The 23,315-nt window shown below is 44.0% G+C and carries 23 protein-coding genes; 13 read left to right on the forward strand and 10 right to left on the reverse strand.

Annotation, left to right across the window (positions count from 1 at the left end):
* Together B9A32_RS18125 and B9A32_RS18130 are read left to right on the forward strand one after the other, a co-directional pair.
* The coding region (locus B9A32_RS18125) for a transposase (protein ID WP_232367020.1) at positions 1-560 on the forward strand (560 nt) is incomplete at its 5' end.
* Positions 561-610: 50 nt separating this feature from the next.
* The gene (locus B9A32_RS18130; RefSeq protein WP_084071377.1) at positions 611-1,600 is read left to right on the forward strand and encodes an ABC transporter substrate-binding protein; all 990 of its coding nucleotides are present in this window, start codon (positions 611-613) and stop codon (positions 1,598-1,600) included.
* Between the two features lie 3 nt (positions 1,601-1,603).
* Here the strand turns inward: B9A32_RS18130 and B9A32_RS18135 are convergent, their stop codons facing one another.
* Genes B9A32_RS18135 through B9A32_RS18150 form a run of 4 tightly spaced genes read right to left on the reverse strand, consistent with a single transcriptional unit; the run spans position 1,604 to position 5,913 of the window.
* A complete protein-coding gene (locus B9A32_RS18135; RefSeq protein WP_084071378.1) occupies positions 1,604-2,107 on the reverse strand; it encodes a hypothetical protein in 504 nt (167 codons plus the stop codon).
* Complete coding sequence (locus B9A32_RS18140) at positions 2,089-3,441, reverse strand: ATP-binding protein (protein WP_170923897.1); 1,353 nt, start codon at positions 3,439-3,441, stop codon at positions 2,089-2,091. Before B9A32_RS18140 ends, B9A32_RS18135 begins: the two co-directional genes overlap by 19 nt.
* 1 nt (position 3,442) lies before the next feature.
* On the reverse strand, positions 3,443-3,982 hold the full coding sequence (locus B9A32_RS18145) for a heme NO-binding domain-containing protein (RefSeq protein ID WP_084071380.1): 540 nt from the start codon (positions 3,980-3,982) through the stop codon (positions 3,443-3,445).
* A gap of 35 nt (positions 3,983-4,017) precedes the next feature.
* Entirely contained in the window at positions 4,018-5,913 is a 1,896-nt protein-coding gene (locus B9A32_RS18150; protein ID WP_084071381.1) for a DEAD/DEAH box helicase, read from the reverse strand.
* Between the two features lie 728 nt (positions 5,914-6,641).
* Between B9A32_RS18150 and B9A32_RS18155 the strand changes: the two genes are divergently transcribed.
* The 7 genes from B9A32_RS18155 (at position 6,642) to B9A32_RS18185 (ending at position 15,676) form a co-directional block, all read left to right on the forward strand.
* Entirely contained in the window at positions 6,642-7,058 is a 417-nt protein-coding gene (locus B9A32_RS18155; RefSeq protein ID WP_084071382.1) for an ATP-binding protein, read from the forward strand.
* Between the two features lie 314 nt (positions 7,059-7,372).
* The gene (locus B9A32_RS18160; RefSeq protein ID WP_084071383.1) at positions 7,373-9,358 is read left to right on the forward strand and encodes a SpoIIE family protein phosphatase; all 1,986 of its coding nucleotides are present in this window, start codon (positions 7,373-7,375) and stop codon (positions 9,356-9,358) included.
* A gap of 121 nt (positions 9,359-9,479) precedes the next feature.
* Positions 9,480-10,457, forward strand: coding sequence for a hypothetical protein (locus B9A32_RS18165; RefSeq protein WP_084071384.1), 978 nt, complete (start codon positions 9,480-9,482; stop codon positions 10,455-10,457).
* 38 nt (positions 10,458-10,495) lie between these two features.
* Positions 10,496-12,706 (forward strand): MFS transporter, encoded by a 2,211-nt coding sequence (locus tag B9A32_RS18170; protein WP_084071385.1) that lies wholly within the window; start codon positions 10,496-10,498, stop codon positions 12,704-12,706.
* A gap of 26 nt (positions 12,707-12,732) precedes the next feature.
* On the forward strand, positions 12,733-13,785 hold the full coding sequence (locus tag B9A32_RS18175) for an arginine N-succinyltransferase (RefSeq protein WP_084071386.1): 1,053 nt from the start codon (positions 12,733-12,735) through the stop codon (positions 13,783-13,785).
* A gap of 48 nt (positions 13,786-13,833) precedes the next feature.
* Positions 13,834-14,463: an LbetaH domain-containing protein gene (locus B9A32_RS18180; RefSeq protein WP_084071387.1), complete on the forward strand. Its 630-nt coding sequence runs from the start codon at positions 13,834-13,836 to the stop codon at positions 14,461-14,463.
* A 142-nt stretch (positions 14,464-14,605) separates the two neighbouring features.
* Entirely contained in the window at positions 14,606-15,676 is a 1,071-nt protein-coding gene (locus tag B9A32_RS18185; protein WP_170923898.1) for an ABC transporter substrate binding protein, read from the forward strand.
* A gap of 78 nt (positions 15,677-15,754) precedes the next feature.
* Here the strand turns inward: B9A32_RS18185 and B9A32_RS18190 are convergent, their stop codons facing one another.
* The 6 genes from B9A32_RS18190 to B9A32_RS21945 form a co-directional block, all read right to left on the reverse strand.
* The gene (locus tag B9A32_RS18190; protein WP_269749042.1) at positions 15,755-16,081 is read right to left on the reverse strand and encodes an STAS domain-containing protein; all 327 of its coding nucleotides are present in this window, start codon (positions 16,079-16,081) and stop codon (positions 15,755-15,757) included.
* 106 nt (positions 16,082-16,187) lie between these two features.
* Entirely contained in the window at positions 16,188-17,492 is a 1,305-nt protein-coding gene (locus B9A32_RS18195; RefSeq protein WP_084071389.1) for a hypothetical protein, read from the reverse strand.
* Positions 17,493-17,515: 23 nt separating this feature from the next.
* Positions 17,516-18,460, reverse strand: a complete 945-nt coding sequence (locus B9A32_RS18200; protein ID WP_084071390.1) for an AAA family ATPase — start codon at positions 18,458-18,460, stop codon at positions 17,516-17,518.
* Positions 18,460-18,594, reverse strand: coding sequence for a hypothetical protein (locus B9A32_RS22415; protein WP_269749043.1), 135 nt, complete (start codon positions 18,592-18,594; stop codon positions 18,460-18,462). The genes B9A32_RS18200 and B9A32_RS22415 overlap by 1 nt, the downstream gene beginning before the upstream one ends.
* The gene (locus B9A32_RS18205; RefSeq protein ID WP_084071391.1) at positions 18,591-19,025 is read right to left on the reverse strand and encodes a PilZ domain-containing protein; all 435 of its coding nucleotides are present in this window, start codon (positions 19,023-19,025) and stop codon (positions 18,591-18,593) included. Before B9A32_RS18205 ends, B9A32_RS22415 begins: the two co-directional genes overlap by 4 nt.
* 3 nt (positions 19,026-19,028) lie before the next feature.
* Entirely contained in the window at positions 19,029-19,178 is a 150-nt protein-coding gene (locus B9A32_RS21945) for a hypothetical protein (protein WP_212638008.1), read from the reverse strand.
* 638 nt (positions 19,179-19,816) lie between these two features.
* Here B9A32_RS21945 and B9A32_RS18215 point away from each other — a divergent pair.
* The 4 genes from B9A32_RS18215 to B9A32_RS18230 all read left to right on the forward strand — a co-directional run bounded on the left by B9A32_RS18215 (position 19,817) and on the right by B9A32_RS18230 (position 23,303).
* Positions 19,817-20,266, forward strand: coding sequence for a Crp/Fnr family transcriptional regulator (locus B9A32_RS18215; protein ID WP_084071393.1), 450 nt, complete (start codon positions 19,817-19,819; stop codon positions 20,264-20,266).
* Between the two features lie 14 nt (positions 20,267-20,280).
* On the forward strand, positions 20,281-20,703 hold the full coding sequence (locus B9A32_RS18220; RefSeq protein ID WP_170923899.1) for an OadG family protein: 423 nt from the start codon (positions 20,281-20,283) through the stop codon (positions 20,701-20,703).
* A 42-nt stretch (positions 20,704-20,745) separates the two neighbouring features.
* Complete coding sequence (locus tag B9A32_RS18225; protein ID WP_084071395.1) at positions 20,746-21,873, forward strand: sodium ion-translocating decarboxylase subunit beta; 1,128 nt, start codon at positions 20,746-20,748, stop codon at positions 21,871-21,873.
* Positions 21,874-22,004: 131 nt separating this feature from the next.
* Positions 22,005-23,303, forward strand: coding sequence for a malic enzyme-like NAD(P)-binding protein (locus tag B9A32_RS18230; protein WP_084071396.1), 1,299 nt, complete (start codon positions 22,005-22,007; stop codon positions 23,301-23,303).
* Positions 23,304-23,315 lie beyond the last annotated feature (12 nt).

Genomic DNA, 23,315 nt, shown 5'->3' on the forward strand with positions numbered 1-23,315 from the left:
AATCCCATAAAGATTTTGATTTGCTACAGGCTGAGGGAAAACATTTTGTATGCCGAATCAAAATCAAAACTACGCGAACTATCATCAAACAGAACTTTGTGCCGGAGGACACTCATATTTTTTATGATGCAGAAGTCCTACTTGGAACTCCAGGGGTAAATCAATCAGAGACACCAGTCCGAGTCGTTGGATATAAAATTGCAGGCTCAACATTTTACGTGGCAACTGATCGACATGATCTGACTGCCGAGCAAGTGGCAAAAATCTACAAGCTCAGGTGGGACATTGAGTCTTTTTTCAAATGGTGGAAAAAACATCTCAAAGTGTATCACTTAATTGCTCGCAGTGAGTATGGAGTCATGGTACAAATCCTTGGTGGGCTTATTTCATATCTACTCATGGCCATATATTGTCATGATAAATTCAATGAAAAAGTTTCCATCAAAAGAATCCGCCAACTGAGAAATGATATACAAAATGAGCTCAGATACCCTTTATCAGGCGATAGGGCTGTCAAAAAAAGGACCAAAAAAAAGAAAAAGAAGTCTGCAAAAACCTAACCGGACATCACTGTCAAAAAATGGGTCATTGTTGACCAGGAGGAACTTTCATGAAAAAAAATATCATACATTTATTTTTTATTCTTTTTATTTCATGCACTGTTTTTGCGATTTCCACGGTTTCACCCTGCCGGGCCACAGAAAATCTCAACTATCGCCTGAAATGGCTTTTCAATGCCAGCGTCACAGGGGATATCCTGGCCGAAGATCAGGGACTTTTTGCCAAAGAAGGACTCACTGTCAGTGTCAAGGCCGGCGGGCCGGAACGGGATGCCATCAGGGAACTTGAGATGGGTTATGCCGCTTTTGGAGTGGCATCGGCGGACCAGGTGATCCGGGCCCGGGCCAAGGGAGCCCCGGTGGTGGTCATAGCCCAGCTCTTCCAGATAAATCCCCTGCAATGGATCAGTAAAACAAACAAACCCGTCATTAACAAAGTGGAGGATCTCCGGGGCCGCATTGTGGGTATCACCTATGGCGGCAATGATGAAACCATCATGAAAACCTTGCTTGCCCGGGGAGGCATCAAGGAAAATGAGCTCACCCTGGCCAGTGTCAGATACGACTACACCCCTTTTTACATGGATAAAATTGAGGTGTGGCCGGTGTACAAAAATGCCCAGGGCATCATCATCGGTGAAAAACTGAAAAAAGCAGGAGAGGATATCCGTTTTTTCAACCCCGGGGATCACGGGGTACAATTTGTGGCCAACTCCGTGGTAACCTCGGAAAAAATGGTGAAACATCACCCGGACATTGTGGCCCGCTTTAAAAAAGCCTTGTTAAAGGGATGGCAAACGGCCATGGACCCTGCCAACCAGGATCTGGCCCTGGGCATCCTTCAAAAGTATGACAAAGACACCCCCGGAGTTCTCCAGGAAAAACAGCTCATATCCACCCGGAAACTGGTGTGGCCGGACCGCAGCAAAAAAATCGGACACATTAATGTAAAGGCGTGGCAGCAGACGGAACAGATCATGCTGGAGCAAGGGCTGATAAAATCCGGTGTGGATATTAAAACAGCATTGATCCTGCCCTGAATTTCAACCCCGGTGGGATGAATCTTCCATCTCATTCAACCGGGCCAGGGCCTTTTGGGTACAGTCTTTCACCAGGATCATCACACGTTGATCCATTAAGGGAACATGCCGAATCTCGAGATATTTTAATATATTCTTCCCATGGATGCGAAATTCCTTTACCACCGTATATTTACCTTCCAAAGCGTTCCCTTTACTTGAGGTAAGCGCTGCAAGGGTATCACTTGGAAGACGCAACTCACAATGTCGACAAGGTCCCTTACCCTCAAGATGATCTGTAGAACCATTATATTTACACCCAAGGATATGCCCCAGGCACCCGGGCGATGTTCCCCGGTCCATGGGCAGCTGTTTGGTCAACGGCGGATCAAATATTTCCTGGAATCGCGGATTCATGTATTGGACATTAAGGGCATGATCAATGACAACGATCCCCCATGGCAAGCGGTTCACAATCTCCCGGAGGAGAATAAAATCATCTGTGTCTGTTATTTGCTCAATATCCATTTTAAAATCCTGGCATACAATGCCTTTTGTTGAATGGGTTTGGTGGTAAAATCATCCATACCGGCCTGGATGGCTTCCTGCTGAATCTCATCAAAGGCACTGGCAGTAAGGGCGATGATGGGCAAATGGCCACGATACTCTTTTTTTTGTTCCCATTGCCGGATAATTCCGGCAGCTTCAACCCCTCCCATCACCGGCATTTGAATATCCATGAGCACCAGATCATAGACATTGTCAGCCACCATGTCCACAGCCTCCTGACCGGTGTTGGCAATGTCCACGTCAAGTCCCCAGTTTTTTAAAAACTTTGTGGCAACAAACTGATTGATTTTATTGTCTTCGGCCAGCAATATGCGCCGCCCCCGGAGTTGGGCATCCGGCATGATCGCTTTATTATCATGGGTAGTAACCGGAGCACGCCCCCGGCCAAAGGGAAGTTGAAAATAGAAATGCGCCCCCTTATTGCGCTCACTTTCAAGGAAAATACACCCCCCCTGCAACTCAATGAGCCGGCGGGTGATGGCAAGACCTAAACCGGTGCCGCCATATTTTCTCACAGTATCTTTCTCCGACTGGGTAAAACTTTGAAAAATGCGGTCATGGCGGGAGCGGGGGATACCGACACCGGAGTCTTTTACGGAAAATTGCAGCCAAAGCCCTTCAGTGTCTTGGTCTGATTGCGTAACCTGCACCCGGATATGCCCATGGGAGGTGAACTTAAAGGCGTTGCCCACCAGATTAATTAAAATCTGATTTAACTTCACCCGATCCCCCACAATCCACGCCGGTACGTCCGGTGACTTTTCCACAGTAAAAGAAAGATTTTTCTCCTCCCTGCGGAATCGAAAGGTCTGGCGCAGCCCTTCAAGCAGTGTATCAAGGGAAAAATCTATTTTTTCAAAGGTGATTTTACCTGCTTCAATTTTAGAAAAATCCAGGATATCATTGATAATGACAAGCAGATTATCTGCTGAATATTTCATGTTGGCCAGCATCTCTTCCAGACGTTTATCACCGTTGATTTTCATCATCAATTCAGTGATGCCGATGATGCCGTTCAGGGGCGTCCGGATCTCATGGCTCATGGTGGAGAGAAAAAGGGATTTGGCTTTGGTGGCTGCCTCGGCCTCTTCCTTGGCCAGCATCAGATCTTTTCTGGAGGCTTCGATCTCCCGGGTCCTTTCCCGGATACGCTGTTCAAGGCTCTGGTTCAATTGCTTCAATTCCCGGTTGGCCCGGTAAATTTCCAGGGATTTCTGCTCAATGATGCGTTCCGCCTCTTTTCTGGCTTTGCGCTCCCGATCCAGGGCTCTTTTTAAAATGTCAGGGTCCATGTCACACTTTCCTGATGATAAACCGGACGTGGCTTGCATCCTCCAGCATGTTTTCCATCTCAATTTCCATGACTTCACCAAAATAGGCGGCACATCCCTGTATTAATCCATGGGCCAGATGGGCCAATTTTCTGCGGGAACGATACATCAATTCCATGGTGTCATGGGAAATCATATGCGCATCAATGGCAGGTAACCGGGCATCGGGATACAGTTTTTTAACTTCCACGTGGATAAAATTTTCAATGCGCTGTAAAAGGTCAAATGTATCCTTTACATCCGTGAGCAAATGCTCATAAAGCTTGGAAAAACGATGAAATAAATGTTTTCCAAAATAACGCAGCAGCTCTGGAATCGATTGATTTATCTCCATTTGAAGCTGTGTCAACAAAGCCGCCATATCCCGGGAAGGATAGGTGCCCACCCCTGTAAAAACCCCCTTGCTTGAGGTGTCAGCATTTTCAATGATACGATCTGCCACCTCAAATCCAAAATCAGTTTCCACCATTTCTATGAACTCTGTGAACACCAAACCTTTCATATATCCCCCTCATGGAGCAGACATGATCCATGGATTTACATATATTTGGAAATTGCCATCTGACGAGACCTGACCCAGGTTTTTTTCAATCCCCGGAAAACCACCTTTGGCATACCCGTGGGCAAATCCACCAGGGAAAATTCCGGATGAATATCAATGGAACCGATGTATTTACTTTCAAGGCCGGCCTCATTGGCAATGGCCCCCACAATATCCTTGGGCTGGACCCCATGCTGCCGTCCCACCTCAATGCGAAATCGTTCCATTCCTCTTTCCAGGGGTGGCATACGTCTTTTTTCCCGGGATTTTCTTTCCCCTGCATGATCACGGCCCTTTTCCGTTTTTAACAAGGGTTCTTCCCGGACAGTCCTGGAATTTATTTTTCCTTTTTGTGCATTTCTTTCAAAAACCTCTTCTTTTTGGCGGGAGCCCCCCTTACCCGGGCTCAACTCTTGATCCCGGAGAGCTTTACCCCTTTCCCGGTGTCCCCTGCCCCGGCCGGTGGTGTCATTGTCCCGGAACGCTTCCCGGTCGGTGCGTGGTTTCCGCACCGAGGCACTTTTCCGTGCCCCATGGCCCGGTCCTTTTTTCCCATGGGACTCCCGGGCCGGCAGCAAAAAGGCAGCGCTGCCATGGGCACGTTTACCAAGGGCTGCCGCAACCTGCGCCACAGAAACATCATGCTCCAGGGCATAGGCTTCCACCAACTCCTGGAAAACGCTCAAATCTTCCGATGCCAGGGTCTGGGTAATGCCGTCTTTAAAATCCTTGATCCGTTTTTCATTGATATCCCGGTTGGAGGGCAGAAGCATCTGTTTTATTTTCTGTTTGGTGGCCCGTTCAATGTTTCGGATCATCCAGCGCTCATTGCGATTTAAAAACAAGATAGCCTCTCCGGTGCGTCCAGCCCTGCCGGTTCTGCCGATGCGATGGACATAGGGGTCCACCTTGGATGGCATGTCATAATTAATCACATGGGAAATGCGCTCCACATCCAGTCCCCGGGCCGCCACATCCGTTGCCACCAGAATATCGATGTGTCCATTTTTCAACCGGGCAATGGTACGCTCCCTGGCTGTCTGGGCCATATCCCCATTCAGGGCCTCGGCTTTAAAGCCTCTCTCTTCCAGGCTTTTTGCCACCTCCACCGTGGCCACCCTGGTTCTGGCAAAGACAATGACCCCGTCAAAGGTGGTGGCCTCCAGTATCCGGATCAAAGCATTGGATTTTTTTTCTCCCTTTACCAACCAGAATTGTTGATTAATGGTACTGATAACATCCACATCCGAACGCACCAGCACCTCTTTGGGGTCTGTTAAATATTTCTGGGCAATTTTGCGAATGGGCCCTGGCATGGTGGCAGAAAAAAGGGCGGTCTGGGCATTTTTGGGGGTTCGGTCCAATATCCACTGCACATCTTCAATAAACCCCATGTGAAGCATTTCATCTGCTTCATCCAAAACCACACAAAAAAGATCTGAGAAATTAAGGGTTTTTCTCTGGAGGTGATCCATAAGACGACCGGGGGTTCCCACCACCACATGAACACCGCGTTTAAGCGCTGTCAACTGAATGCCATAACTCTGGCCGCCATAGACAGAGAGTACGCTCAACCCCTTCATTCTGGCCCCATAGGTCTTAAAGGATTCAGTCACCTGTATGGCCAGCTCCCGGGTGGGGGCTAACACCAGAATCTGGGGTTTTCTATTGGCAAGATCAATGCGGGAGAGAAGCGGCAGGGCAAAGGCCGCGGTTTTTCCGGTACCGGTTCTTGCCTGGCCCAGCACATCCCGGCCCTGGAGCAAATGGGGAATGGTTAAAGATTGAATAGGGGTGGGGGTTTTATACCCCACATCCTGCAGTGCGTTACATAGCGAGGGGCTCAGGTTCATTTCGTCAAACCCGATCAAGGGTGGATCATTTTGGGACATGGTATTCCTTTTTTATATGAAACACTCTGCAAATTTGTGGAGTGTTTTTATCCTTAGTTGTGGGCAGAGCCGGGCCAGAATACAGTTCCGGGCCGGGACCATTTTCCCTCGGGGGTCGGCGGCACGATAATATTGTAATATTCATTGCGCCCGACAGGGCCTGGTTGTTGATTCATTAAGTAAGTAGAAAAAAAGGCCGGAATGCTCAGTCAATAAAATTTTAATAAGCCAAAAATTATATAATATTATTTTAAACTTTTCAAATAATATTTAAAAAAAAGAAAAAATACGTCTAATTATGGATGATTCACACCCAAAGAGATAAATTCCAGGCATTGCATGTTTATTTTGGTCTTGTCTTGAAACTTTATTTGCTCTATTCTGTCCTATGTATGCGGGGTTAAATGCCGGCTGTAAGGAAATTAGCAGTTTTCAATTTACCGTTTACCGTTTATCCAATGTGCTGGCCACAAAATATGGTGGTCTGAGTTTTGCAAATGGAAAAACAATAAGATCTGGCTCCCTAAGCGTAAATATTCGGGTTGGTTTTGTAAATGTTTGGCCAGTGCCCCATCTTCGCTTAGTTGGGACTGCGTAGCATACTATTGCTATGTGAGCAGGCCCAAATGAGTGAAGATGGGGTGCTGCCCGAATATTTACCCCTAAGCTGTATTTTGATAATGTATATCCATATATTGACAAATATCCAGGAGGGTCAGAACTAAAAAATGATAGGCAACACATGGCCTGCAACGCTAAATTCGCTGACATCCATTCAAGAGTTTGTCCAGAACCATATCACACCGGCAAGCCTTCAAACCGGTAAATTACCGGTCATCCATGTCATAGTTGAAGAAATTATCACAAACATCATCAATCATGCCTACAAAGATACAGATTCAGGAAATATCTCCATCGAATTTCAACAGCTTAATGATAAAGTAATCATTTCTTTTGCAGACACCGGTCCCCCCTTTGATCCGTTGACAGCAGATCCTCCGGATATCACAAAAGAGATTGATGAACGAGACATCGGCGGACTTGGCCTGTTCATGGTAACCCAGATGGCAGATGACATTGAATACAAGCGCAGTAATCACAAAAATATCATAACCGTTACCATCAATATGGCAAAGGAGAACTGACCATGTCCCAGCCCTTCCCACCGGAGACAAAGGCCAGCGTCATCCATAACTCAACTTTCGGGCTTCATTTCAAAGCCGGCATTTTTAAATATACCGATGGGCTCAGTGTGCCGACGGGGTCAGGCTTTTGTTATTGATGTTATCGACCAAGGCCTTTGCCAACGAAAAAAGCCTCGATAATGTCAATAACGAAAGCCTGACCCCACCACGAAATGCGAACACCGAAAGTTGAGATCCATAACAATCCTGACGGACGTAATCATAACACCGGCCACTTTGGGGAGATCATGAACATCATCCCCTAAGGAGAAGCAATGATGCACTCCCTGCAAACCAAAATTCTGCTTTTGATCAGTATTATTTTCATCGCCACCACTGCCAGCATTATCTTCCTTACGCAAACAGATGTGAAAAATGCCATTTTAAACTCGGAACATAAGAATATTGAAAATATTAAGCAAATCATCTTATTAAGCGTTGAAGGAAAATATAAAAACCTTCTTCTTGACAAGGTGGCGTTTATCAAAAGAAGGAAAAAACAATTACAGGGTGAAAGTGCACTCTTAATGAAGTCCATGGATCTATTATATCAGGTCAGCCCAAATGCCCATGAGGCCCTTGCAAAAAAGAACGTACTGGATTGGCTCAGCACACTGGAAATATCCTCGGAAATTTTTCTGGCCGATGCCTCCCATGATATTTTTTTCCACAGTGCCGGCATCCTGGATGGCAAAAACCTGACATCTGTGAAGGACATCAAATCCAAACCCGTTTCCCAGAGCATCAATACCCCAGACTCCCTGTTCCATAAATTTGCCGTTTTTTCATGTCAGAACGAAAAAAATAAAAAAATAGCCTACCTGATCCGTATTCCCCATTGGGAATGGACCCTTGGCATCACCAATGACATTTCTGAAATTGAAGCAGAAACCCGGGAAAAGATCAACGATATTATTGAGGTGTTGGAAGAAAACTTCAAGCAGATAAGAATTGCACAGACAGGTACTATTTTTCTTTTCAACCATGCTGGAGACCTCTTGATTCCTCCAGCTGACACATATCTTTCCACAGTAACAACAAATATAACCCAATCCTTTATGGCGCACGCCGACCAGGACGCACCCACCACTTTTTTTATGGGTAAAAAGAATATAAACGCATACACTTCCCACATCAAGGCCCTGGACTGGTATATCACAGCCCTTGTGCCGGTGGAAGAGATCAGGCAACCGGCCGGCCAGTTGGCTGCAAGATTGTCCACTGTCATTGCCATCATCTTTCTTGTGGGTTTTTTTGTATTAAGCCTGGCAGTGAAACGTTTTTCCAACCCCTTAAAATTATTGACACAAAAAATCAAGCACATTCCCCATGAAAACTTAACGGCCCCGGAATTCACCTTGAACCTGAAAAAAGATTTTTACACTGGCAGAAAAGACGAAGTAGGTGCCCTTGCAAGCTCTTTTTTATATATGTTTCAGGAATTACAGACGAGTATCACCCAGTTAATCGACACCACCACAGCAAAAGAACGCATTGAAAGCGAATTAAATGTTGCAAGGGATATTCAATTGGGGATTCTACCCAAGGTATTCCCTCCCTATCCGGAAAAAAAAGAATTTGATCTTCATGCCTACCTGGAACCTGCCCGGGAGGTCGGTGGTGATCTTTTTGATTTTTTTATGATGGATGATGAACATTTGTGCATTTCCATCGGCGATGTCTCAGACAAAGGAGTACCGGCTGCCCTGTTCATGGTCATCACCAAAACATTAATTAAAACCTATGCAGAAACCACTGATTCAACATCAATAATCATCACAAAAATCAATGAACTCCTGAGTAAAGACAACCCAAATTGTATGTTTGTCACCCTTCTTGTGGGCATTCTAAATATTAAAACCGGCCTATTGAGGTATAGCAATGCCGGGCATAATCCACCGATCATCAAATCTGGAAACAATACTTTTTTTCAAAAAGGATTAAGTGGGCCCATGGCCGGTGCCATGGAAGGTATGGCCTTTAAAGAACTTGCAGTCACATTAAAACCGGGAGATACTCTTTTTTTCTACACAGACGGAGTAACAGAAGCCATGAACTCAAATAAGGCACTGTATTCCGATGCAAAACTCCTTGAACTTATCGACAACACCAACGACTTGGATGCAAAGGCAATTATTGAAAGGGTGAACCACGATCTGAAAAATTTTTCAAAAGAGGCGCCCCAATCCGACGACATCACCATGCTAAGTTTAATTTTCAAAGGAACAAAACCCGGTGATCCCCCTCAACTGCAAAATTAATTTTTCTAAAATCCTAAGTCTGGACAAGGCAGAACCCCAAATTTTTTCTGATTCTCCCGGCAAAATAACACGAAAACAAAAGATAAGAATTTAATTTTTGACATTTAATAGAGAATAACCCATGAACTTTAATCTGAAAATTATTTTTGTAACCCTGACGATTCTCTTTTTCAGCCTGTTACTAAATTCTTTTTTAAGCATTGCTTCTTTTGAAAAAATTTATGTTAAATCATTGATTTCAACAACGGAAATAGCCGGCAGCAACCTGAAGGTAAAAATCGAGCAGTCCTTACGATTCGGAAAACCCCTGGACCGCTTCACAAACATGGATAATCTGATTGAAAAGCTTTTGGAAGATGACAATGAACTTTTATCGGCGGGCATTATCCTGGCTGATGGAAAAATTCTTTACCATTCGAACAAACATTTAATCGGAAAAACCATTGTGTTACCCCCTATCATATCCAATGAACACAAAGACGTGAACACCCAGCTGATCAAGGGAATTTACAATACCTTTGTCCCTCTTTATGGTCGCTCCAAAACGCTTGTGGGTTATATCAAACTTACCTTTCCAAGGGAAATTGTGTATTCCAAATTAAAAGCCATGGCATTTACCACCATCAATACCCTTTGGTTTTTTATCCCCCTGACCTTTGTGGGACTGTTTATGCTGGTTTCCATTTTTATTGCCCGCCCCATAAAAAAAGATTTGATAAAAATCAGCCGGGGACTGACCTGGACAGGGACAAACGGAAACGGCAATGATTTCCCAAATAACCGGAACACTTCAAAATCCAACAAGGACCTGCTCCTGTTGGAAACCCATATCCACCATTTTGTTACAGATACCACCGAAAAAATGAAGGAATTTGAGAAAATAAAAAGAAAACACACAAAAATACTCGAAAATGCACAGCAGTTGAATGCTCTGGAAGTAAAAATAAATAAAATGGTAAAAAATCTGGGCAAGGATCTGGATAAAGATCAAAAACATCTGATCCTTCTCATGCTGGAAAAACAAAAAAACATTCGCTCAATGCTGGATCTGAATGAAAATTTTTTTAATGAAATGCTGGGCACTGCTCCGGAAAATTAACTGACACTTTTTTAATATTGTGGAACTCTGAAAATAAAATGAACCTTCGTATCAAAGTTGCTCTTATATCCATCTGTGTTATTATTGTTTGCCAGATTTTCTATTCCCAGAAAAATATGGCATCTTTCCAGAAAAGCTATCTTGAGTCCATGCAGATCAAATCCATGAAACTGGGTCATTTTCTCAAAAATGATATTGAAGCGGTACTGGGTCTGAACATCCCGTTAACCAAGCTGATAAAACTGGAAAAAACCCTGAAAAAAGTATTGGACGCAGCCACTGAGATGGAATATATCGAAATAACTGATGATCAGGGCTTTGTCTTGTATTATGCCGACCATATGACCATGATAAAAAATAACCCCGGAGAAAAACCATCTGACATTTTCCAGAAAAAAAAAGACGGCTATATACCAGAAATACAGACAGATATCAGTCTACCTTTGTATGACGTAAAAAAAAGGACCAAGGTCGGATACATTAACCTGAGGCTGTCGTTGGACCCCATCAGGACCAAACTGCGGGAGGTCTTGTTTGACATTACCACTGTAATTATCGTATCCATCCTCATGACATTTGAATTTTTGTCCCTTTTTGTTACTTTCAGCATCACCAGTCCCATAGAAACCGTTGAAAAACAAATGAAACGGGCCACGAACAGTTTTTCTCTTCTACCCGGTAGAACCTACCTTTTAATGAATGAACTGAATCAGCTGATCAGCCGGTTTAACGACTTCATGATAAGGTATTTGAAACAAATATCCACATTCCAGCTCATGCAGAAATGGTCCCCCCGGATGAATCAAGATTTTTCAAAGGCCATTACCGATCAATGCGATCATATAGATCGCATCCTTGCTTCGGACCATTCCTGTACCCGGAAAATGCCTTCCAATTTCAAAGGTTCCATTGAGCAACTGAAACAAAACCTGGCCGGGATGAATAATCAGATGAGCAATTTCACAAAAACCCTGTCATTGCCCCATGCCGGGCCGGGGGATGCATCTGAAATGTCATCAGCAAGGCAAGTCTCTTTGTATCCCTATGTGCGCCCTTTGATTTTTTATTTCATCATGGCCCAGAGCTTTTCCATCTCTTTTTTACCCATGTTGGTGGATAGTTTATATGAACCCTTGTTTGGATTGTCAAGGGAACTGGTCCTGGGGCTCCCCATTTCAATTTTCATGTTTTTTTTCGCGATGAGCATGCCTCTGGCAGGTAGCTTTTGTGACTCCAAGGGCTGGTTTAAACCACTGATCACCGGGATAATACTGAATACGGCCGGTCTGATTCTAACCGCCCTGTCCCGGGATATCCTTCAACTGATCATCTTCCGGTCTGTGTCAGGTATTGGATTCGGCATCGTACTGGTTGCAAGCCAGCAGTTCGTTTATGAAAATACCACAACACACAACCGGACCGTCGGCATGGCAGCATTTGTTGCCGCATATTTCAGCGGTGATATTTGCGGAACAGTGATCGGTGGCATGCTGGCAAACCGAATTGGCTATGCCAATGTTTTTTTTGTCAGCGCTGTATTTTCAATCTTTGCATTGATTTACCTTCTGGCCATTTTCAATAAAGACACCATGATGGTCACCAATTGTCAAAAAAAAGAGCCGTTCAGTTTTGAGTATTTTTTTGCTGTTCTGAAGGACAAGGAGTTTGTAACCCTGACATTTTTCCAGGCAATCCCGGCCAAGATCATTTTAATTGGTGTCCTTTTTTATTATGTTCCCCTGTACCTGCGCAGTATCGATGTTGCCCAGGGAACCATCGGCCGGGTCATCATGGGGTACGGCATGGTTCTCATATTAATGGGGCCTGTGATCTCAAAATACAGGAAAAAAATTCAATATAGGAAATACAATATTTTTATCGGCGGGATGTTAACCGGATTATCCATGATATTTTTTTATTTTTATACCGGATTTACCCCGTTGGTGATCATCGTTTTGATGATAGGTCTGTCCCATGCGTTTTCCGTATCCTCCCAAACATCCCTGGTAACAGAACTGGCCATAATAAAGAAAATGGGCGTTGGCAGCGGCATGGGGCTTTTCAGATTCTGGGAACGGGTGGGTAATATTATGGGTCCCCTTTTAATGGGCGTTTTAATCATGAATACCGGCTATGAGCTGTCCCTTGTCATTATGGGGATTATTTCAGCCATATGCAGTCTTGTCTATCTTCTCCTCCATCATAAAAACATCCAGTCTCAGAACAACAGCGAAACAATAAAAAATTAATGTAAATAAGGTGAAATGACACGACCATGACAAAAAAAAATCGTTTCATTGTTCGAAGTGCAGAGGAAAAAGACCTTCAAGACCTATACGAACTGGCACAACAGGCATCTCTTGTCAGCCTGCCTCCGGACAAACCCGTGCTGAATCAGCTGATCCAATCCAGCATCCTTTCCTTTAAAGATCAAATGCCATTTGAAGACGCTGTTTTTGTTTTTGTACTTGAGGATTTGTCCCGTAAAAAAGTCATTGGAGAATCCCTGGTCCACTCAAGCTGTGCGTCTGAAGCACACCCCTACTACTACTTTAAACTCCGGGAAAAGGTCCAAAAATCTTCGGATCTGAAAATCAAAATCAACCATCAGGTATTGAGACTTTCCTCTGAAATCGGAGGCGTCAGCATGTGCGGCGGCCTGATTCTGGACAGAAAATTTCACTCTCACCCCGAAAAGCTGGGCTCGGTTATTGCTTTGACCCGCTTTCTCTATATGGGAATGTTCAAGGAAAAATTCAACCCCAAAGTACTGTCTGAAGTTGTGGCCCCGTTATCAAAAAACGGCCGTAATCCTTTCTGGGATGCTGTTGGTCAACCCTTTACCGGGATTGATTTTAACCGTTTTATGGAATTGAACCGCCAAGGTAATATGAATTTTACAGGCCAGTTGTTTCCCCGGGAGGACATCTATTTATGCCTGATGGATGAATCTGTTCGGCCTTCGGAAGAGCGGCTCCGTGAAACTGTGGGAAAATTAGCCAAACGTATCATAGAGAAAGTGGGATTCAGGTACCTAAACCGGATACACTTTCACGGTGGCCCTATTTTGGGGGTCAATCTGGACGAAATCCGTCTTATCAAAAATGGCAGTTACTTTCAGGCCATTGGGGATGACAATTTCCCTGCCTCAACCCAAATGGCATTTGTCGGCACATTCAAACACGACCGGTTTACAGGGGGGCATTTTCCGGTTATACTCCGGGGAAAAAATGCGTGGTTAGACAGATCGGTGCTAAGGGTATTGAATATTGAAGAAAAAGAATCCATATTTGTTTGCTTGGCGGATGCGTGTGAAAAAAACGACTGATACCATGATGATTATTCAATAATATTAAACAATTAAGGATAACAAAAATTGACATATATCTCCCAGGATTTTAAACACGGCAGTGGCTTGCAGATCGGGGAACAAACCATTATTGAACCGGAAGTGGTTGTCGGAAACAATGTAAAAATAGGTCACCGGGTGACCCTCAAATCCGGCACCATCATTAAAGACAACAGCATCATTGATGATCACTGCATTACAACAGGCGCCTGCATCATCGGCAGCCATGTCAATATCAGAACCGGGGCCATCATATCAAAATCCACCATTATTGAAGATTATTCATTTGTGGGACCGGGTGTGATCACCAACCATACCAAACATGTGAGCCATGGCCGGCATGATAACATAGAAGATATTCAATTACTTACCTATATCGGCTATGGGTCTGTCCTGGGTTCCCAGGCATCCATTGTGGCCGGAATAAAAATAGTTCCCCAGGTAATTCTGGGTGCCGGAACCATCGTAGTAAAAGATCTCCTTGAGCCGGGAATATATATCGGCTTTCCGGCAAAGAAAACTGTCGATCTTCCCCAAGAATACCGGATGGATGAACCGGAAAATTCCGGTTTCATTTACCTTCAAAAAAAAGTATTGAATCATCTAAAAACCTATATCCCCCATTTAAAGGTTGAAGATAAATATAAAATTTTATAATTGTTTTTAAGGTCCTTTAAATTACCCCAAAAGTACTTTACAATTTTTAAACAACCAGTACCGGAAAATGGGCAGGTCCCAGTGAAAGTGTAAATCAAAGGTGCCTTTTTTTAAAAAAACATAAAATATGCGGAGAATTGAAATGAAACGACCTTACAAGCTATATTTGCTGACCGCCATTCTTGTTTTCACCATCATGACACCGATGGCATGGGCCTCCAGCATAAATAAGACCGGTCCAAAAAATAAGGTATACCGGATAGCATACATCGAAGGTGGACCATTCTGGGCCTTTCCTGAAATAATGAAGGCCACCAAAAATGCGCTTGAATCCATGGGGTGGGAGGATAAAATCAGCTTTCTGGAAAAAGATCATTTCAGTCCGGGATGGAATTCACAAAACCGGGCAAAACTCAATGCCTGTGCAAAAAAATTAATGAGCCGCACCGACATTGACATGCTCATCACAGCTGGCACGCCGGCCACCGAAGCTGTGCTGAAGGTAAACAACAACAAAACACCCATTGTCGCCATTGGTGTCTCAGATCCGCTGAAGTCAAAATTTGTCTCAAGCAAAGATGACTCCGGTATTGATAATTTCACGGCAAGAATTGTTCCCGGCAGGTTCGAACGGATGTTTGAAATCTTCCATGATGTGGTTGGATTCAAAAAACTGGGTTTGATTTATACGGATACCGATAACGGCCGTAAATACACCAATTTTACAGATGCACACATCGTTGCAGAGAGAAAAGGATTTGAGATCATCTCCTATTCCAAAATAAAAGACCAATCACAAGCAGAGGACTGCCTCACCGGGTTGAAATGGCTCGTTGAAAACGGTATGGATGCATTTTTTATTCCTGCAACAAACTGCTTTGACTGGTCCCAGAATGACGTAAAGTTACTGATTAACTTTCTGATTGAAAACGAAATTCCAACCTTTGCAAGGGAAGGAACTAAATATGTTAAATCCGGTGCGCTCATGGGATTTTCCAGCATAGACTGGAGTGCAAGGGGAAAATATGTTGCAAATAAAATTGTAAAAATATGCCAGGGAGAATCACCAAGAGCCCTTCCAATGCTTGACCCAGGGATGCCCAAAATCACATTGAACATCTATGTGGCTGAAAAAATCGGGTTTGATCCGCCATTTGATATCATTGCAGCAAGCGATGAAATATTTGATGATATCACATTACCTGAAAAATAATTCACCTGCTTAGAAGTCAAATTTCGGCATCTTTCATTTTCCAATTCACGCTTGTTGGATCAATCGTCCCATTTTTCATCAAGACAAGGCAGCTTCCACGGTATCAAATATAGGAAGAATGGAGCTGAACCCTGAAATTTCGAATACTTCTTTTACGGTATCATGGAGCATGGCCACAGAGAGTTCTCCCTGGCCACTGCGTAATTTCTTGGCCACCACCAGAATACTTCTTAAACCGGCGCTGCTAATGTAATCCACACCGTCAAAATCAAGCAAAAGCATTGTTGCCCCGTCATCTATCAATCCCAGTAAGGCATTTTGAAATTCAGGTGCAGACACGGCATCCAATCTACCATTGATGCTGACAATTGTATTTGTTTCCATTTTTCTGGATGTAATTTCCAACGGCTCTCCTTAAATTATTACAAAAATATGAGTTTAAATGTCAGACGTCCTTCACCACCAGCGTGGCATTACCATCAATGAACTCGAAAGGTTTTGCCCGCAGTTGTCATCTTTTTTGCCAAGTATTGAAGCATAATGAGCAAAGATACCATGAAAAAAGGAGTGAAACCGCCAACACTATTATTGCATCCATGATGATTTTCTTTAATTCGGACAAAAGAACTTTCTTTGAAATAGTGATGGAAATATACCCTGCAATATCGGCGGAGTCCCCAGCCCCCGAGGAGCTATGACCAAGGGTAATACTCTGGTGATATTGTGATTCCTTGGGCCAAGGGGTAGTACGAACAGATTTAAATGCATCTTCCCCATCTTTTTTCACAACAAAAGAACCCTTTTTATCTGCTTTGTACAGTGGAAACAGGTCTGAATCCAACAGGATGATATCACTTAATTCCGGTGAGGCCATTATGATTTCTCCCAATGTTTTTTCCATCATGAAGATTCGATTCAGTGCAATTCCTTTGCTGAGAATAAAGTTAATGTCTTCCCCTAAAAGGCTGCCCACCACGCCGGTTTTTTCCCGGGTGATCTCAAGGTAACAATTTTTAAAGGAGTTGGTATTAAGCAATGCAAATAAAATCTGTGCCAGCACAAGGACCATGAGAATGGCCCCTGAAGCCTCTTTTCTGGAAAATCCTTTCCGGCGGGAACCCCGGGAAATGGGCTTGAAAAAAAAAATAAGCAGCACCGTCAGCCCCCCCAGTAAAATCAGCCCTGCCAATTGCAATTTTTCAATTAAAACGTTATGGATAAAGGTATTGACCTGGGCCTCGGGTAATATAATAATAAGTGTTCCCATCTGGGATTTATTTTTTTCAATGGGCAAGCCAATATAAAATTTACTGTTAAATTTATAATAATTTTTGACCATGTTTTCATCCGCCCCATCAAGGGTGAAAACAGTTTTAAAATAGGTGGACACCTCCGAAGGAAGTTGTTGGTGGATCAAAGAAGGTTCTGTACTGTAATAAATCTGATTATCGGGTAAGGCCAATGAAACAGAGAGATTGGAATAGGCTCTTATAAGCTCTATTTTTTTAAAAAAACTAAAACAATTCTTTTTTGTCAAATGCTCTCTGGTCTCCAGAAGAAGGGAGTTTAAACCAAAATATCTATCAATTGTTTTGCCAAACCTCAGTGATTTTTCAATGTTTCTTTTTAAATCATTTCCAATGGCAGAATATTTGGAAAAAGTAGAACCCACATAAATATCTTCAAGGGAATTTAAATTCAACAGGGTATTAAAGCCCAAGGCCAACATAAGCAAAAGAATGGAAACGACAATTAGTTTTATTTTTATGCCATTCTCATAGGTAGATGATGACATTCTTTCATATATCATACTCATAATAGGGGGAAATATCTCATTTTTCAAACAATGGACTTATCATTATTTTCTGCAATGCGTTTGACAAGCTCTCTGTACTCGGAAGAGGCTGTGGATCCCGGTGCAAACTCAAAGATCGTTTTACCAAAGGAGGGGGCTTCGGAAAGACTGTCGCAGTAACGAATGGGCTGACACATGGCTTCTGGATATAATTTTTTAAGCTCAGAGTAAAGTTTTTCCGGCCCCTTTATGCGGGCATCCATAAACGTGGGGACAATATATTTTAAACGAACATCATTGCGATACTTCTGGATGGAACCCAGACTTCTCATGAACTCGGATAACCCGTGCAGGGACATGACTTCCAAGGCCACCGGGATCAGCACCTCTGTGGCATAAAATAACACATTAACAATAAGCTGATCCCACCCGGGAGCTGTATCAATGATAATAAAATCATACTCAGATTCCAAGGGTTTCAGGGCCTCGGACAAGGCCCATTCTGCACCAAAGCTTTTACGGTCAATCATGCGTTTAATGCCTGCAAGGGATTTTCCCCCACTCAAAAGCCAGAGATTTTTTCTGGCAGAGAGAATACACTCCTTTGGGGGTAATTCTTTGGTGAGAAGTTCGGTGAGGCCTGCCACCGGTTTTTTTCCCAGCATATATGCCGATTGTCCCTGGGTATCTGTGTCCACCAGCAGCACCTTATATCCAGCCAGGGCAAGCCCTGCACTAAGGTTCACCGAAGTTGTGGTTTTCCCCACCCCCCCCTTGCTCAGGGTGACACATATTTTCCGGGTCGTTGTGCCCTCGGTATCATCTTCCGTTACCGGGCCAGGTTGCACAAGTTTATTCAAATGAACCGGAAATTTATATTTGCATACCTTGCAGGTGGCGGAAACATTCCGACCGGAATCAATATATTTTTTCAAGGTGTCTGGATTAACTCGATGTTTCCTGGAACATTTTGGACAAACAATAATCATCACAATGTTTCCTTTTTCAATGTTTCAAGAATCGCATCAACGGCAATGGTCGCAATCCTCTCCATGGAAATTCCAGCGTCTGCCCCCGGAGACGTCTTAATTTTACGGTCCATGATATCTTTTTTATTTGTCATTTTTCATCGTCTTGGGCCAAGTCAATGTGGCGTTCATTATCTTCAAAGGCCATTGCTTTGAGCCGGGCAACGGCCTCATGTATGTTCACAGTCTGCTCTTCAGTCACATCAACCCATTGTATTCCATAAAGCAATTGCCCCGATGGCATGGATGAACAGTGAATCACCCTGCCGGTGAGATTATTCAATTGTATTTTTCCAATATGCACATTCCAGCCGGGCAGTCTTTCGTCGCATTCAACATCAAGGGACTCATCACAAAGTACACTGATGCCCCCATGACTGATATTTACAAGGGAATATTCTTTTTTTCCCAGAGATAAATGTACAGAGGCATTATCAGGCACAGGTACTCGAAAGGCCTTGCGCACCGGTGATTCAGCCTCCTTTTCCCCGGAAATGGATTGAAATAGAATTGACGGTTCCTGCATTGATCACCCTCCCATCAGACAAACGTTTATGTGCCCACTGCAAAAGGCAAAAGCAAGCACCGTCACCATGCCGATGATTCTCAGGCAATGTCTTGGTCTGCCTCTGCCAAGGGGGTCATACTCGCTGGAAACCATATCAAGTATGATTCTCACAGGCAAGCAAAAATCAATGAAACAAACAATTGCCAAAGGGCTTTAATTTCAGTGCCGTCATGCACACTTGCCCATCCGGACAAATGGAAATTTCAATCTTAAAACAAATTCATATCCAAAATAAGGAGAAAGAACTTTGCATTAATCAAGGCATTTACATCCCGGCAATCCAAAATTTCGTTCCATTTTTTTCTTGATCCGCCCCCAAAACAAATAAAATTTAACGAATAAGGCCAATTACTTACACATTCAAATTCCTGTAAAAATGAAATTTTAGTTCCAGACAGCAAAAGTTTTTGAAACATTGGGCTTGATATTATCTGATATTAAATTCAACCTCCAGGTACATTCAATTTCATAATGAATTTTAAAAATTGCAACCACTTTCCAAAACTGCCTGACTCTGTCTTTATTTTACCGGCCCCACCGGCCCCAAAAAATTTTCAACGCGTATTTTAATAGAGCTGAAAAGAAATTTTTTAACAAATTAAAGAGGGAAAAAATGCAGACTCTTTAAAGCAATCCCATGGGAATTTAGATAAAAGTCCGCATTAAAGAAGATGCGATAAACCAAACAAATGAAATGAACCCAATTAACCTTCAACATTAAAACCTTTTTAAACAAAAATGGGGAAACAATGTCTGAAAAATTAGAGATTCTGAAAAAAAGCACTGTTTTCAGCTCCCTTGCACCGGCTGATTTCAAAGTTCTGGAATCGCTCATGGAGAAACACACTATCCAGGAAGGAGAGACCCTTGCAACAGCAAAAGAGAGGGCAACCCGGTTTTTTATCCTGTCATCAGGAACCCTTCTCATCGCCATGGATGAAGGTAACGCTGTTGTTGTGGATCGTCCCGGCGATTTCATCGGCATGGAACTTCTTTCATCAAAGGGAAAATACATTAACACAGTAACTGCCCTGGAAAACGGCGACGTATTTGCCATAAAAAGAGACGATTTTCTTGATCTTATCCAGGAAGATTCATTGCCGGCAGAAACCATCATGCAACACTGGAACTCCTTTCTGGAAGAAAAGTTCCCCTTTGTGGAGCAAAAGGAGACACCTGATATGGCGTATCACTACTAAACGGAGGTAATATTTTGTACGGTGTAGAAGCAATTTCAATTAACAACGGCTGGGCAATATCAGTGGTGGGGGTATCCATTGTTTTCACAGGGCTTATGCTCCTGTCTCTGTCCATCTCCCGGCTCCACAAAATTTTAAACATCTGGGACAACCGGAACGACCTTAAAATTTTCCGGAAAAAAACGCAGGAGGAACCCCAAAACAATCTCCTGCCCTTTACCGAAAAAAATAAAATCTCAGCATATCATTTTCGCCTGCTGATCAAAACCATGGATGATCCCTTCTCCCTTCAACGGCTCCTTTACCTGGCCAAAATCAGCGGCCTTGATCGTCCCCATTCAAACCTGTGCCGTTTAATCAAAGCCGGGATCATCAAATCTGACCATAAGGGGAAGTATTTTTTTAACAGAGAAGCATTTAACAAACTGGCTTCCTAAAAAACAAAACAACCCAAAAAAGGAGCAAATAGAGGCAGATATATGGAAACTCTTTTTTTAGATTTTTTTCACAACACAGGTTTCTTTTTGTGTGACTACCGCAACATCATCATGATTCTTGTGGGAATGCTCTTTATTTATTTGGGCATTGCAAAGGATTACGAGCCATTGCTACTGGTTCCCATCGGTTTTGGAATGCTCATGGGAAACATCCCTGTTTTTAAAGGGCTTGGGCTTGGTATCTACGAAAATAACAGTGTCTTGCACTATCTATATCTGGGCGTTACCCAGGGAATTTATCCCCCTTTGATTTTTCTTGGCATCGGTGCCATGACCGATTTTTCCACCCTGCTTGCCCGGCCGGTTCTCATGTTGTTGGGTGCTGCGGCCCAGGCAGGTATATTCATCACCTTTCTGGGTGCCCTGGCCCTGGGATTTACCCCCCATGAGGCAGCCTCCATCGGTATCATCGGCGGTGCTGACGGCCCCACGGCCATATTTCTTACGGCAAAACTTGCACCCACACTCATAGGCCCCATTGCCGTTGCAGCGTACTCGTACATGGCCCTTGTACCGGTTATTCAGCCCCCCATCATGCGGCTTTTAACCTCAAGAAAAGAACGCCTCATCCGCATGGAAGAGCCCCGGGAAGTAACCAAACGTGAAAAAATGCTATTTCCCATTGTGGCATTCCTGCTCTGCTGCTTTCTGGCTCCGGCGGCCCTGCCCCTTCTTGGTATGCTCTGCTTTGGCAACCTTTTAAAGGAAGCTGTTGTCACAGAAAGACTTGCCGTGGCTGCCAGAACATCCATCATTGACTCGGTGACCATACTCCTTGGGGTTACCGTGGGGGCCAGCACCCAGGGGGATGTGTTCCTCACCACCAAATCAGTGGGTATTTTCTTTCTTGGTGCCCTCTCCTTTTGCATCGCAACGGCCTGCGGGCTTATGTTTGCAAAATTCATGAACCTGTTTCTCAAGGAGAAAATAAATCCCCTTTTAGGTGCTGCAGGTGTATCTGCCGTGCCGGACTCCGCAAGGGTGGTTCAGGTGGTGGGGCAACGGGAAGATCCCACCAATTTTCTTCTCATGCACGCCATGGCACCTAATATATCAGGTGTCATTGGATCGGCCATCGCTGCCGGTGTTCTCTGGAGCTTTATGTCCTGAGCCGGACCTTTATTTGAAATTATCAGTACTGATCTGAAACCCCAAAATTTCTCTTACTCTTTTGCCCCAAAAACGTAGAAGATTAAAGATAAAGATAAAAATCTAAGACTCATATTAAGGATTATTAAAAGATGGAACGCTTTAAAAAGGACGTATTAAACTATCATTGCACCCCTGTAGCCGGCAAAATCCAGGTCATGCCCACCAAACCGTGCCAGACCGCAGATGATCTCTCCATGGCATATACCCCCGGGGTGGCCCTGCCTGTTCAGGAAATCGCGGCAGATCCCAGTACAGCAAGGCTGCATACCAGCCGCCAGAACCTGGTGGCTGTGATATCCAACGGTACGGCCATCCTGGGACTGGGAAATCTTGGTGCCCTGGCCAGTAAACCGGTTATGGAAGGCAAAGGCGTGTTGTTTAAACGATTTGCCGACGTGGATGTGTTTGATATCGAACTTAATACCGAAGACCCCAAAAAACTAATAGACATCGTTAAAATCATGGAGCCCACCTTTGGCGGCGTTAATCTTGAAGATATCAAGGCCCCTGAATGCTTTGAAATCGAAGAAACTTTGATTGATATTTGCAATATCCCTGTTTTCCATGATGATCAGCACGGCACAGCCATCATATGCGCTGCAGGTCTTGTCAATGCCCTGGAAATCACCGGCAAAAAAGCAGAAGAGATCAAAGTGGTGTTCAACGGTGCCGGTGCCGCAGGTATCTCCTGCGCAAAACTTTTCATCTCCCTGGGTGTCAAATATGAAAATCTTGCCATGTGCGATTCCAGGGGCGTCATCTACAAAGGGCGTGCAAAGGGCATGAACAAGTACAAGGAAATTTTTGCCCTGGATACAGATCTTAGAACCCTTGAGGATGCCATGAAAGGTTCGGATGTATTCATCGGAGTTTCACAAAAGGATGTTGTAACCCGGGAAATGTTGCTCTCCATGGCCAAGGACCCCATTGTGTTTGCCATGGCCAACCCAGATCCTGAAATCAGTTATGCCCTTGCCACAGCCACCAGGGACGATGTCATCATGGCCACGGGCCGGTCTGATTTTCCCAACCAGATTAACAATGTCCTGGGTTTTCCCTACATCTTTAGAGGAGCCCTGGATGTGGGGGCCACCAAAATTTCCGAAGGCATGAAACTTGCCGCAGCCAAGGCCCTGGCCGCCCTTGCAAAAGAACCGGTGCCCCAGGTGGTAAAAGATGCCTATAACGGCCGGGAATTTTCCTTTGGCAAAAATTACATTGTACCCAAACCTTTTGATCCAAGGGTGATCGAATGGGAATCTGTTGCAGTGGCCAAAGCAGCCATTGAAGAGGGACTTGCCACCAACCCCATTAAGGATTGGGATGCCTATGCCTCATCCTTGAGAGCCAGAATGGAAAAATTCTGGTGCCGGTCCGAGCTTAACTGATGTTTGAAACAG

Source organism: Desulfocicer vacuolatum DSM 3385, from assembly GCF_900176365.1.
Lineage (GTDB): Bacteria > Desulfobacterota > Desulfobacteria > Desulfobacterales > Desulfobacteraceae > Desulfocicer > Desulfocicer vacuolatum.